A 12,760-nucleotide genomic window follows, 5' to 3' on the forward strand; every position below is an offset into this window, starting at 1 on the left:
AACTCACTGGAAACCTCCGAGAGCGCGAACAGGTGTGAAAACAACAGGGAGAGAAGTCATTCCGCGGAGGAACGGTGAGGGTCGCCGCACCAGGTGCTGTGCGGGCACCGCCAGGTCGATGTCGGGCAGCCGGTCCAGCAGCACCTCGATACCGGTCCGGGCGATGGTCTCGGCGATCTGCTGCGCCGGGAACGGGCAGCGGTATTCGCCGTGGCTGAACGCGAAATGGGCGCTGTTGCCGGTGTGAGTGGCGGCATCGCCGACGGCCTGGCGCACGTGCGGGTCGGTATTGGCGGCGGCCAGGCCCAGCAGCAGCATGTCGCCCGCGCGAATCGTCTTGTCCGCCAAGCGGGTATCGCGCGCGGCCCAGCGTCCCGCCAGGATCGAGGTGGGGGCGTCCTCCCACAGCACCTCGTTCATGGCCTGATCGACGCTGCGGCGGCCGCCGCCGAGGGCCGCGGCGAAACGGTCGTCGGTGAGCATCAGGCGGACCGAGTTGATCAGCCAGTCGGCGGTCGGCAGGTGACCGGCGGCGGTGACGGCCATCAGGTCGTTGACGTACTCCTCGTCGGTGAACTGAGCGGGGTACGAGAGCATGCGGGTGGTCAGATCATCGCCCGGCGCGGCCCTTTTCATGGCCAGCAGGTGCTGCATGTACTGCATGAACCGGCCGTGCGCGGCAATGGCGTCCGCGCCGCCGTCGGCCAGCGCCTTGATGGTGCGGGCCAGACCGGGGCCCTCGGAATCCGGGAAACCCAGCAGCCAGGCCAGCACCAGCACCGGCAGCGGTTCGGCGAAGTCCGCCACCAGGTCGGCCTCGCCGCGGCCGCAGAAGGCGTCGATCAGCCGGTCGGCCAAACTCTCACAGACGCGGCGCAATTCGAACGGGTCCACCGATTCCAGGGCCGGTTCCACCATGGCCAGATGGCGGCGGTGTTCCGCGCCCGCGGTGAAGTAGATCGACGGCATGGGCGGGCCGACCATGGGCAGCAGCGGCCAGTCGGCGGGGATATTGGGCCACTGGTTCCACAGGCTGACATCGCGGGGGAACAGCTCGGGGGAGTTGGTGACCTGGTGCATCTCGCGGTAGCCGAGCACCAGCCAGGCCGGGATGCCGCCGAGCAGTTCGACCGCGGCGACCGCGCCGTGGTCGCGGCGCATCTCACGGTAGAGGGCGTGCGGGTCGGTGTGGAAGCGGGGGCCGCTGAGCGGGACGACTCCGTGCGGCACGGGGCAGGTGGCTCCGGGCGTGGTCATTGCACTGTCTCCGGGTGGTAGAGGTACTCGACCAGGGTGATCAGGACGTTCTTGCAGGACTCGCGGTCGCGGGCATCGCATTCGATGAGCGGGATGTGCGGGTCCAGGTCCAGCGCGTCGCGGACATCGGACAGAGCCGAGCCGGGCCCGAAGTTGTTGCACGCCACGATGAACGGCGTGCGCTGGTGTTCCAGGCGGTCGATGGCGTACCAGGAGTCGGCGATGCGGCGCTGATCGACCAGCACGATCGCCCCGAGCGCGCCGGTGAACAGGCGGTCCCACAGGAACCAGAAGCGTTCCTGGCCCGGGGCGCCGAACAGGTACAGCACGTGCTCGGTGTCGATGGTGATCCGGCCGAAGTCGAAAGCCACCGTGGTGGTGGACTTTCCGGGCACCGGGGTGGGATCGTCGACGCCCTGGCCGACCTGGGTCATGGTGGCCTCGGTGTCGAGCGGGCGGATCTCGGAGACCGAGCGGACCATGGTGGTCTTGCCGACGCCGAAGCCGCCCACGATCACGATCTTGAGGCCGTGGCGGGCATCGGGGTGCAGGGGCGCGTCCATTCGCGACGGGCGGGTGTCAAAGCTTGCGGAGTCCAACGAGCACCTTTTCGAGCGTGGAGGTGTCGGGCACCCAATTCCACTGCCGCGAAGCGTGATCCGGATGACGCACCGTGATCTTGCCCGCGTGCAGCAGGTCCGACAGCAGAATGGTGGTGATGCCGACCGGCAGGCGCAGTTCGGCGGCGATCTCCACCACCGCGGTCGGGGCACGGCACATATCGAGGATGGCGGCGTGCTCGGATTGCATGCCGCGCACCGGATCACATTCGCTGACGACCAGGGTCACCAGATCGAAGGCGTCCGAATCCGGTCGACTGCGGCCGCCGGTCAGCGTGTACAGCCGATCCGGATCCTCGTCTGGCCTGGTCACGGCACGCTCGCTCCCCGGACCCGGGGCGCGGCCGCCAGATGCTCGCCGAGCTGCTCGACCAGCTCGCGCATATTGTGGCCGACCAGACCGGCGTCGGCGTCCTCCGCGGCCACGACCGCGATGTGCGCGCCCACGCCCGCCTCCACGATGAACAGGATGCCCCCGTAGAACTCGGTCATGGACTGGCGGACACCGCCGCGACCGTCACCGAACTCCACCGAGGCGCCGTGCGAAAGGCTCTGCATCCCAGCGGCAATGGCCGCCAGCTGATCGGCGCTGTCGGTGCTGAGTCCGGGCGTATGGCAGATCTTGAGCCCGTCGCCCGACAGCAGCAGCGCGTGCCGCGCACGCGGCGTGCGCACCAGCAATTGCTCCAACAGCCAACCCAAATGTGTCGCGGACGCTGTCATCGATCGGTCTCCGAAGGGGCAGTAGGGGCGGGGAAAGAGCCGGTGTCGTAGTCACGGCGAGGCTTGCCGTCCGGCGGCACGACGCGGTGCTCGCCGGTCGAATAGTTCGCGGCCCGGGCCTTCTCGCGGAACTCGCCGCGCCGAACCGCGTCCAGCAGCGAGGACGGGAGCAGGGTCGTGTTGTCGGCGGGGTGTGAAATCGCCTGGGTGGCAGAGGGAAAGGGGCTGTCGGCGGGCGTCGGCGCAGCGGGCGTGGCCGGTGTCGATCCGAGATTGGTCAGGGACGCGGCCTCGGGGGCGGTGCTGTCGTCGCGCCCGTTGACCGCGCGCTGGAAGGCGGCCAGCGAGTTCGGTGAGGTCGGCGGGCGTGGCGGGGGAGGAGCGGTCGGCGCGGCGAGGCCGTCCGGGTGCACCGCCGCGAGGGTGCTGCCGCGACGGCGCTTGGGCAGACTGCCGGAAGCCGCTGCGTGCCGGGCGATTTCGTCGAGACTGGCAGAGGCGGCGGGCGGCTCGCTCACTGTCGGCGAGGGAGCGGAGCGAGGTAGCGCCTCGCCGAAGGGATTCGCCGCCGCGCTCGAATTCGCCGATGTGGCCGCGATCTCGGCCACCGGTTCGGCGGACCGCGGGGGAAGGCCGCGCTCGGCGGAGCCAGGCAGCACGGTGGGTGTGGAGCCGGTATTCAACGGCGTGATGCGGCTAAGCGTGCCGGTATTGCGTTCCAGGCGGGTGGTGAGTTCGCGCGGAACCACCACGACCACGGCGGTGCCGCCGATCGCCGACGGGCGGTAGCTGACGGTGAGGTCGTGTTTGCGGGCCAGGTGGCCGACGACGGCCAGGCCGAGGCGGGTGCCGGAGAGGGAGGAGAGGTCGGCGGCGCCCTGGTCGCGGGAGACCGCGGATTCGGCTCGGCGCAGGGCGGATTCGCTCATGACCAGGCCGCTGTCCTCGATGGTGATCACCACGCCCGCGGGCACCTCGGCGGCGTAGACGTGCACCTCGGTGGTCGGCGGGGAGAAGTTGCAGGCATTGTCGAGCAGCTCGGCCAGCGCGTGCATGACGCCCTCGGCGGCGTGCCCGGCGATGGCGATCTCGGTGACGGCGCGCAGCCGCACCCGCTGATAGCCCGCGACCCGGCCCATGGCCCCGCGCAGGATCGATTCCATGGCAATGGGTTTGGCCCAGCGGCGGCCCGAGCGCGCACCGCTGAGGACCGCGATGCTGTCGGCCAGGCGGCCCGCCTGCGCGGTGCGGTGGTCGAGTTCGAGCAGGTCGGCGAGCACCTTCGGGTCGGCGTGCCGATGTTCCATCTCGCGCAGTTCCGCCAGCATGCTGGTGCTCATCGCCTGCATGCGGCCCGCCGCCCCGGCGAACGCGGCCATGGCGGCGGCGCGGCGGTTCTCGTTCTCCTTGGCCGCGCGGGCGCGCTCGGAGGCCTGCTCCTGCAGGCTGTGAATTCTGGCCTCCGACTCCGCGATTCGCGATTGCGCGGTGGAGATCGTCGCGGCCACATGGGCATCGGCCTGGGCCTTGTAGGCCAGCGCCTCCTGGCGGGCCTGGCCGATCCGGCCCCGGTAGTAGGCGGCCGCGGTGACCGCGGCGGTCAACGCCAGCGCCGCGACGCTCGCGCCGATGGCCAGGGGTACCCGGAAGTCACTCGGGGCGAAGAAGACCGCGACCGCCACGACGGCCGCGGTCGAGACCGACGAGCCCGCGAGCAATGCCCATAGGCCCGCCGGCATCGGGAAAAACGGACGCTGACTCCGAACGGCCTGTGGCTCCCCGCTCGGCGGATTCACTGATTCCGACACGCTCCGCACTTCCGCACTACTCCACCGGGGCGAGCGCCCCGATGCCCCCGACCGTGCCCGCGTGCGAGGCCACGCCAAATGCGCGGACCGGCAAGCGGATTCGGATCTGCGGGCACGAGCATAAGCCCACCGGCCGGGCCGCGCTACCCGAGCGCGAAGCCGCTGGCAAACGCCGGTCCCGGTGGCCGGGCGGGCGGTTCAAGCGTCGATGTCCTCGTGTTCCTGCGCGCGCATGCGCCGGCTGGCGATGAGCGATCCCAGCGCGAATCCGAAGATCGGGATGCTCACGATCGGCGACCACGAATTCACCTGCGGCCCCGCCGGTCGCAGCAGTGTCACCACCCGGATCACCGCCAGCGTGACGCCGCTGAGGCCGCCGAACATGAACAGCGCCAACGGTAATCGGAACCGTACCGGCACGCTGCGATAGCTCAGTACCGAGGCCGTCAGCACCGCCGCGTTCACCGCGAGGCCCGACAGCGCCAGCAACCAGTTGTGCGTCTGCAGGGTCACGTGCGAGGGCCGCACGGGGGAGTAGGTGAGCAGCATCGCGGCTTCCACCGCGGCCAGCCCGATATAGAACGCGCGCTTGAGCAGCACCCGCCCCCACGCTTCGGCCACCGTCACCCCGATCAGGGCCCCGGCCCCGACCAGCGATAGATCCGCCACCAATCCCGAGAATCCCTCGAAATGCCCGCTCGGCAGCGTCATCTCATTGGCCGAGCCATTGATGGCCGGGGTGCGCAGCACCGCCCATACCGCGAGCAGCAGCATGCCGATGGTGAACGGCCGCGATTCGGGGGTCTTCCACCGCGGCAGCCGGGCCGCCGCCGCGGCGAGACAGAGCACCGCGGCCAGGATCGGGAGGATATTGCTCACCGGAACAGCCTCGCGCCGGCCTCCCCGCGAGTGGGTTTTCCGCGCGGCGTGTCCTCGGCCTCTTTCTCCCGGCGCAGCAACTCGGTGAGCAACTGCCGGGTCGACGCCTGCCGGATCGCGCTACCGGATCCGGCGCGCTGCGCCTCGGCCTCGGTGATGATCCCCGCGACCACCTGCACCTCCACCGGATTCGCGCTGTAGGCGCGGGCGATCTCGATCAGCGTCTCCACGGGCGGGGTGGCCAGGGCCAGATGCCGCGCCAGGGTGGCCTGCGGAATTCCGGTCACCACCGCCATGGCCCGAGTGCTGTCCCCACCGGTCAGCTCCTCGACCCATTGCTTCAGCTGATCATGCACGCCAATGATTCTCGCACGGGCCGAACCAGGTTCGGGGCACGGCGCGCAAGTTCAGAGTTGGGGTGCGGCGGCCCGGACGGGCTAGCGGCTGCCGGTGCGGACGCCGTCTCGGATCTGGTACACCCGCGAGGTGGTGATGTCGCCCGCGGCCTTGGCGATGAGGAAGACGCGCTCGCCGGCGGCGGTGGCGTTCTTGATCTTGTCGCGCCAGCGGGCGTCGGCGGCCTGCGCGGCCTGTTTGGCGGCCTCGCGGGCGCGGGTGGCTTCGCGGAGCTCGTCCAGGAGCGGGGTCGGCATGGAGGCACCTTTCGTTGTCCCCGGGATGGGTGGCGGGTCTCGCCACGGCATCCAAACTAGGCGGTCTGATGAGTCGAAGTCAAGGCTGCTTGCCTCGAAAATGACTCATCCCACGTTCGCTCGGAGAGGAATCCGCACCGCCGCGCTTGACCTCAACATATGTCGAGGTTCGAGGCTGGTGTCAGCAACGGTTCGTCGAAAGCGGTAGGGAGGCAATGACATGCGAGTGGTCGAGGCGAAGGAATTCGGCGGGCCCGAGGTGCTGGCGGTGACCGAGGCGCCGGATCCGGTCGCGGGTCCCGGCGAGGTCGTGGTGGCGGTCGCGGCCGCGGACGTCATGTTCCTGGACACCACCCTGCGCAGCGGGTGGGCCGCGAACTTCTTCCCGGTCGAGCCGCCGTTCGTGCCCGGCGGCGCGGTGGCCGGGACCGTCGAATCGGTCGGGGCGGAGGTGGATTCGAGCTGGATCGGCAAGCGGGTGGCGACCCCGACGGCCGCGAGTGGAATCGGCGGCGGGCTGCCGATCGGCGGGTACGCCGAGAAGGCGCTGGCCCGGGTCGACACCCTGGCCGTCGTCCCGGACGAGCTGAGCTTCGTGCAGGCCGCGGCCCTCGCCCACGACGGGCGCACCGCGCTGGCCGTCACCGATCGGGCGGCGATCGAACCCGGCCAGTGGGTGCTGATCACCGCCGCCGCGGGCGGATTGGGCACGCTGTTCATCCAATTGGCCCGGGCGGCCGGGGCCCGGGTCGTCGCCGCCGCGCGCGGGGAGGCGAAACTCGCACTGGCGCAACGGCTCGGCGCGGACGAGGTCGTCGACTACTCGCGGGCCGATTGGGCAGATAAGGTCCGGGAACGGACCGGTGGTGTGCAGGTGGTCCTCGACGGCGCTGGCGGGGAGATCGGGCGCGCAGCGCTGTCGGCGGTGACGCCCGGCGGACTGCTCATCGCCTACGGCAACTCGGCCGGTGGGTTCGCCGCCGTCGACGCGGAAGCCGTTGCCGCCCAGGGCATCACCGTCGTGCCATTGCTCGAGATCGCGACCCCGGACACCGACTGGCGCGCCCTGCACGACCGCGCGCAGGCCGAGGCCGCGGCCGGACGGCTCGATGTGGTCGTCGGCCAGACCTTCCCGCTGGATCAGGCCGCGGCCGCGCACACCGCCATCGGATCCCGCGCCGCCGTGGGCCGCACCATCCTCACGGTCTGACCGAGTTCGGCGTGTCGTGAACAACCGCCCAGTCTCCGGCCGCACAGTGGACTGGGCGGAACGCGATACGGAGGTGGCGATGGGCTTGCGGAGCGGCGTGATCGGGGCGCTTGTCGCGGGGGCGTTCCTGAGCGGGCCCGCGAGCGCGAGCCAGCCGCGGCCCACCGATATCGAGCCGCTGCAGGTGCCCTCCCGCACCTCCATCTCGGTGCGCTCGGTCGTGCCCGGCGTGGGCTGGGGCACCGAGAACGAGACCGAAGAGCGTGCGGCCCTGTCGATTTCGAAGCTCTTCATCGCCGACTACGCGCTGCGCCACGGCGACGGCTCGGACGCCGACCGCGAGCTGTGCGAGCGCATGATCCGCAAGTCCGACGACGCGGCGGCGGACCGGCTCGAGGCCAAGTACCCGAAGGCCATCGACGCCGTCGCCGCCGAATACGGCCTCACCGCCACCCACGGCGCCGGCGGCTGGGAGTTCTCGACCACCAGCACCGCCGATGTCGCGGACTTCCTCGCCGCCAAGGTCCGCGACGAACCGGACAGCCCGATCCTGGCCTGGATGGAGGAACCGGCGGACAAGGCCGCCGACGGCACCCGCCAGGACTGGGGGACCGCCAAACTGCCGCACGTGCTCGGCACCAAATGGGGCTGGGCCGATGTGGGCGATCCCGAGGTCGCCTCGGCCTCCTTCGGTCCGGGCTTCACCGTGTCCGCCCACACCTACGGCACTCCCGAGCAGCAGACCGAGGACGTGCTGGGCGTGCTGTGGGGAGTGATCGAGAAGATGACGCCGCCCCGGCATTGAGGTGACCCGCGCCACCGGCGCGGACACTTGCAATCGGAATGGTTGTAAGCACACAATAGTTGTGTGCTTACAACTGTCGAAGGGCTGAGCGCGCGCCGGAAGACGATCATCCTGGTGACCTGCTGCCTGAGCCTCCTGATCTCGTCCATGGACGCGACCATCGTGAATGTCGCGATCCCGACCATTCGCACCGATCTCGACGCGCCGCTGTCGAGGCTGCAGTGGATCGTCGACGTCTACACGCTCACCCTCGCCAGCCTGCTCATGCTCTCCGGCGCGGCCGCCGACCGCTTCGGCCGCAAGCGGGTCTTCCGCATCGGCCTGCTCACCTTCGCGGCCGGCTCGCTGCTGTGCAGCCTCGCGCCCACCATCGAGATCCTCATCGGCGCCCGGTTTCTGCAGGCCATCGGCGGTTCCATGCTGAATCCCGTTGCCATGTCGATCATTACGACCGTGTTCACCGGCCGGGTCGAACGGGCGCGGGCGGTCGGCGTGTGGGGCGCGGTGGTCGGCATCTCGACCGCGCTGGGGCCCATGGTCGGCGGCGTGCTCATCGACAGCCTGGGCTGGCAGTCGGTGTTCTGGATCAATCTGCCGATCGTGGCCGTCGCGTTCGCGCTCACCACCATCTTTGTGCCGGAATCGAAGTCGGCCAATCCGCGCAGCATGGATCCGATCGGGCAGGTGCTGGCCATCGCGGTGCTGTTCACCCTGGTGTTCGGCCTGATCGAGGGCAAGCCGATCGTCTTCGCGGCCACGGCGGCGGCCTTCGCCGGATTCCTCTGGCACGAAGCGCGGCACCCGTCGCCGTTCATCGATCTGCGCTTCTTCCGCAGCTTCCCGTTCTCCTCGGCCACCGTCATCGCGGTCTGCTCGTTCGCCGCGCTGGGCGCGTTCCTGTTCGACATGTCGCTGTATCTGCAAGGCACACGGCACTTCTCGGCCGTGCACACCGGTCTGCTCTACCTGCCGATGGCGCTGGGCATGCTGATCTTCTCGCCGCTGTCGGGACGGCTGGTGGGCCGCCACGGGACCAAGCCGTCGCTGCTCATCTCCGGGACGCTGATGGCGCTGGCCGCGGCCGGGCTCACCCTGCTGCACGCCGACACCCCGATCTGGCAGCTGATCATCACCTTCGCCGTCTTCGGCATCGGCTTCGGCATGGTGAACGCGCCCATCACCACCACCGCCGTGAGCGGGATGCCGCTGGATCGCGCGGGGGCCGCGGCGGCGGTGGCCTCCACCAGCCGGCAGGTCGGCGTGAGTCTCGGTGTGGCACTGTGTGGTGCGCTCACGGGCGCGGGATTGTGGTGGACCATCACCGGTTTCGCCGTCGCCGTCACCGCGCTGGGCGTCGCCGCCAATACCGACTGGGCGTACCGTTCGCGAGATCGCGTCGCCCCCTTGCTGGAACAGAAGGTCCCCGCTCATGCCGGATGACACGCCGACGACCGATGAGGTCTGGAAGCAGCTCACCCACCTGGTCATGGACACCCGCGACGGTTGGAAGCGCGCGGTGGTGGAGCGAACCGGCATGCCCTTCAGCCGGACTCGCATCCTGCGCCGGCTGCTGCCGGGTCCGTTGACCGCCAAGCAGCTGGCGGCGGCGGCCGCCATGGACGCGCCCGCCACCACGGTCGTGGTGAACGATCTCGAGGAACGCGGACTGGTGATTCGTGAGATCGATCCGACCAACCGGCGGTCCAAGTTGATCTCGCTGACCCGCGCGGGGCAGGAAATGGTGGCCGAGGCGCTCGCCACGCCGGATCCGGTGCCCGCCGAGTTGGCCGCCCTCGAGGCCGATGACCTGCGCACTCTGCACGAGATCCTGCGCAAACTCGAACACTGACTTACCCCACCGTGATTGAACCGTTATCGTTGGGCGCGTGCGACACCGACAGTGGAAGTCCTTGGCGGCCCTCGGCGCGGCTGTGCTGATCGCGGCATGTGGGCAGAGCCTCACCGCCACACCGGTTTCGGCGTCGCCGGGGCAGACCGTGGTCATCGATCCCGGCCACAATGGCGGCGGCGGGGCGCATCCCGACGAGATCAACGCGCAGGTGCCCGACGGGCGCGGCGGCATGAAGCCCTGCAACACCACCGGCACCAGCGGCAATGACGGATACACCGAGCACGAATTCAATTGGGATGTGGGGCAGCGGGTCCGCGATCTGCTTACCGCGCGCGGCTACCGCGTGATCATGAGCCGCGACAGCGATGACGGCGTCGGGCCGTGTGTGAACGATCGCGGCACGCTCGGCAATCGGGTCGGCGCGGCGGCCGTGGTCTCCATCCACGCCGACGGCGCGCCCGCGGGGGCGCACGGGTTCCATGTCGCCTATTCCTCGCCCGCGCTCAATGACGTGCAGGCCGGGCCGTCGGTGCAGCTGGCCACCGCGCTGCGCGACGGCATGGCCGGTGCGGGTTTCGCCACTTCCACCTACGTCGGCTCCGACGGTTTGAACCCGCGGCCGGATCTGGCGGGGCTCAACTTCTCCGAGCGGCCGACCGCCCTTGTCGAATGCGGCAATATGCGCGATCCGGGCGATGCCGCCCTCATCGAATCCCCGGACGGCCGCGCCCGATTCGCGCAGGCCATCGCCAACGCCATCGCCGGGTATCTCGGCTAGCACATCGGACCGGACGACTCACGGCGCGGGGTGCGACCGCGCCCGGTTTGCCGTGAGTACATTCGTCACGTCATTTACGGACTATTCGGGAAACCGGACCTGCAGCGTTCCGGGGAGGACTCCTTGACCACGACCGAGGCACAGCCGCGCTCGCGATTCGCGAATTGGCTACTCGAGGACGCGGGTGAGAATCACTCGCAGATTCAGGGGCCGATGGCCAAGAAGGCGCCCAAGGAGCATCAGCACAGCTGGTGGAAGGTCATGTGCCTCACCGGCGTCGACTATTTTTCGACGCTGGGCTATCAGCCGGGCATCGCCGCGCTGGCCGCGGGCGTGCTGTCGCCGCTGGCGACGCTGGTGCTGGTCGCGCTGACGCTGCTGGGCGCGCTGCCGGTGTATCGGCGGGTGGCCAAGGAGAGCTTCAACGGCGGCGGCTCGATCGCCATGTTCGCGAACTTCCTGCCCAACTGGTGGGGCAAGATCTTCATTCTGGTGCTGCTGGGCTTCGCGGCCACCGACTTCACCATCACCATGACGCTGTCGGCGGCCGACGGCGCCGCCCACATCGTGGAGAACCCGAACGTGCCCGGGTTCCTGCACGACCAGAACATGACCATCACGCTGATCCTGCTGGCGTTGCTGGCGGCGGTGTTCCTCAAGGGATTCAGTGAGGCCATCGGGATCGCGGTCGGACTGGTCGGTGCGTACCTAGCGCTGAACGTGGTCGTCGCCGTGGTCGGCATCGTGAAGGTGCTCGAGGCGCCGCATCTGGTGACCGACTGGGGGCATCTGCTGACGGCCAAGCACGGCAATGTCTTCGCCATGGTCGGGGTGGCGCTGCTGGTGTTCCCCAAACTCGCGCTGGGCCTGTCCGGATTCGAGACCGGTGTCGCGGTCATGCCGCAGATCAAGGGCAATCCGGCCGACTCCCCGGACTATCCGCGCACCCGCATCATCGGCACCCGCAAGCTGCTGACCACCGCGGCGCTCATCATGAGCGGATTCCTCATCGTCACCAGCTTCATCACCACCATCCTGATTCCGGAACAGGAATTCGAGGAGGGCGGCAAGGCCAACGGGCGCGCGCTGGCGTATCTGGCGCACGAGTATCTGGGCAATGCCTTCGGCAGTGTCTACGACGTCAGCACCATCGCGATTCTGTGGTTCGCGGGTGCGTCGGCCATGGCGGGGCTGCTGAATCTAGTGCCGCGCTATCTACCGCGCTTCGGCATGGCTCCCGAGTGGGCGCGTCAGATTCGGCCGCTGGTGCTGGTTTTCGCGCTGGTGTCGTTCGCGATCACCTGGTACTTCGATGCCAGTGTCGATGCGCAGGGCGCGGCGTACGCGACCGGTGTGTTGGTGCTGATCACCTCCGCGGCGGTGGCCGTGACCATTTCGGCGTGGCGGAAGCAGCAGTATCCGCGCGTGTTCGGGTTCGGGCTGGTGTCGGTGATCTTCGTGTACACCACCATCGACAACATCATCGAGAAGCCGGCCGGTCTGCACCTGGCCATCCTGTTCGTGGTGGCGATCATGGTGGTGTCGTTCGCCTCGCGCGTTCGCCGGGCCTTCGAGCTGCGGGCGGTCGAGGTGGTCTTCGACGAGAAGGCCTGCGCCATGATCGACCAGCTGGCCGAGCGCGGTGAGATCCGCATCGTCACCCATGACATCAGCGACGGGCGATCGCCGGAGGAGTACGCGGAGAAGGAGGCCGATCAGCGGCGCGAGAGCCACATTCCGGACGAGGAGCCCATTCTCTTCCTCGAGGTCATCGTGAAGGACCCTTCGGAGTTCTCGACCACGCTGAACGTGACCGAGGTGGACGTGGACGACTACCACATCCTCACCGTCGAGGCCGCGGCCGTGCCGAACTGCATCGCGTCCATCCTGATCGCCATCCGGGACCGGACCGGCGAGTGCCCGCACGTGTACTTCGAATGGACCGAGGGCAATCCGCTGGTCAACCTGATGCGGTTCATGTTCTTCGGCGAGGGTGAGGTCGCGCCGGTGACCCGCGAGATCCTGCGCCGGGCCATTCCGCGCCGGTCGCAGCGGCCGCACGTGCACGTCGATAGCTGATTTCGCGCGAAAAATCTAGGTGTAACTCCTGGTTTCACACACAGGTAGAATATTGCTACGCTCACGCAGCAAACGCGATATGAAACCAGGAGTACC

The 12,760-nt window shown here is 69.1% G+C and carries 14 protein-coding genes; 6 read left to right on the forward strand and 8 right to left on the reverse strand.

What is annotated here, in order from left to right; translation table 11 throughout:
* Positions 1-3: 3 nt before the first annotated feature.
* The 8 genes from ACAM49_RS09600 to ACAM49_RS09635 form a co-directional block, all read right to left on the reverse strand.
* Positions 4-1,257: a cytochrome P450 gene (locus ACAM49_RS09600; RefSeq protein ID WP_369635105.1), complete on the reverse strand. Its 1,254-nt coding sequence runs from the start codon at positions 1,255-1,257 to the stop codon at positions 4-6.
* Positions 1,254-1,820: an ATP/GTP-binding protein gene (locus ACAM49_RS09605; RefSeq protein WP_369635106.1), complete on the reverse strand. Its 567-nt coding sequence runs from the start codon at positions 1,818-1,820 to the stop codon at positions 1,254-1,256. The genes ACAM49_RS09600 and ACAM49_RS09605 overlap by 4 nt, the downstream gene beginning before the upstream one ends.
* A 16-nt stretch (positions 1,821-1,836) precedes the next feature.
* Positions 1,837-2,190 (reverse strand): DUF742 domain-containing protein, encoded by a 354-nt coding sequence (locus ACAM49_RS09610; RefSeq protein WP_369635107.1) that lies wholly within the window; start codon positions 2,188-2,190, stop codon positions 1,837-1,839.
* Positions 2,187-2,600 carry a roadblock/LC7 domain-containing protein gene (locus ACAM49_RS09615; RefSeq protein WP_369635108.1) on the reverse strand — a complete coding sequence of 138 codons (414 nt, stop codon included), beginning with the start codon at positions 2,598-2,600 and terminating at the stop codon, positions 2,187-2,189. The genes ACAM49_RS09610 and ACAM49_RS09615 overlap by 4 nt, the downstream gene beginning before the upstream one ends.
* A complete protein-coding gene (locus ACAM49_RS09620) occupies positions 2,597-4,339 on the reverse strand; it encodes a sensor histidine kinase (RefSeq protein ID WP_369635109.1) in 1,743 nt (580 codons plus the stop codon). Before ACAM49_RS09620 ends, ACAM49_RS09615 begins: the two co-directional genes overlap by 4 nt.
* Positions 4,340-4,606: 267 nt before the next feature.
* Positions 4,607-5,287, reverse strand: a complete 681-nt coding sequence (locus ACAM49_RS09625; RefSeq protein WP_369635110.1) for a hypothetical protein — start codon at positions 5,285-5,287, stop codon at positions 4,607-4,609.
* Positions 5,284-5,643, reverse strand: coding sequence for a hypothetical protein (locus tag ACAM49_RS09630; protein WP_369635111.1), 360 nt, complete (start codon positions 5,641-5,643; stop codon positions 5,284-5,286). The genes ACAM49_RS09625 and ACAM49_RS09630 overlap by 4 nt, the downstream gene beginning before the upstream one ends.
* Before the next feature lie 81 nt (positions 5,644-5,724).
* Positions 5,725-5,940: a hypothetical protein gene (locus ACAM49_RS09635; protein ID WP_040803953.1), complete on the reverse strand. Its 216-nt coding sequence runs from the start codon at positions 5,938-5,940 to the stop codon at positions 5,725-5,727.
* Between the two features lie 220 nt (positions 5,941-6,160).
* Here ACAM49_RS09635 and ACAM49_RS09640 point away from each other — a divergent pair, with 220 nt between their 5' ends.
* From ACAM49_RS09640 to ACAM49_RS09665, 6 genes are all read left to right on the forward strand, one after another.
* Positions 6,161-7,150, forward strand: coding sequence for a zinc-binding dehydrogenase (locus ACAM49_RS09640; RefSeq protein WP_369635112.1), 990 nt, complete (start codon positions 6,161-6,163; stop codon positions 7,148-7,150).
* A gap of 79 nt (positions 7,151-7,229) precedes the next feature.
* Positions 7,230-7,955: a hypothetical protein gene (locus ACAM49_RS09645; protein WP_369635113.1), complete on the forward strand. Its 726-nt coding sequence runs from the start codon at positions 7,230-7,232 to the stop codon at positions 7,953-7,955.
* Positions 7,956-8,018: 63 nt separating this feature from the next.
* Positions 8,019-9,395 carry an MFS transporter gene (locus ACAM49_RS09650; protein ID WP_369635114.1) on the forward strand — a complete coding sequence of 459 codons (1,377 nt, stop codon included), beginning with the start codon at positions 8,019-8,021 and terminating at the stop codon, positions 9,393-9,395.
* Positions 9,385-9,804 carry a MarR family winged helix-turn-helix transcriptional regulator gene (locus tag ACAM49_RS09655; RefSeq protein ID WP_369635115.1) on the forward strand — a complete coding sequence of 140 codons (420 nt, stop codon included), beginning with the start codon at positions 9,385-9,387 and terminating at the stop codon, positions 9,802-9,804. The genes ACAM49_RS09650 and ACAM49_RS09655 overlap by 11 nt, the downstream gene beginning before the upstream one ends.
* Before the next feature lie 37 nt (positions 9,805-9,841).
* On the forward strand, positions 9,842-10,585 hold the full coding sequence (locus ACAM49_RS09660; RefSeq protein ID WP_369635116.1) for an N-acetylmuramoyl-L-alanine amidase: 744 nt from the start codon (positions 9,842-9,844) through the stop codon (positions 10,583-10,585).
* A 213-nt stretch (positions 10,586-10,798) separates the two neighbouring features.
* Complete coding sequence (locus ACAM49_RS09665) at positions 10,799-12,664, forward strand: amino acid transporter (RefSeq protein ID WP_369635144.1); 1,866 nt, start codon at positions 10,799-10,801, stop codon at positions 12,662-12,664.
* The last annotated feature ends 96 nt before the right edge of the window (positions 12,665-12,760 follow it).

The sequence above is a fragment of the Nocardia sp. JMUB6875 genome (genome assembly GCF_041154655.1).
In the GTDB taxonomy this organism is placed as follows: Bacteria; Actinomycetota; Actinomycetes; order Mycobacteriales; family Mycobacteriaceae; genus Nocardia.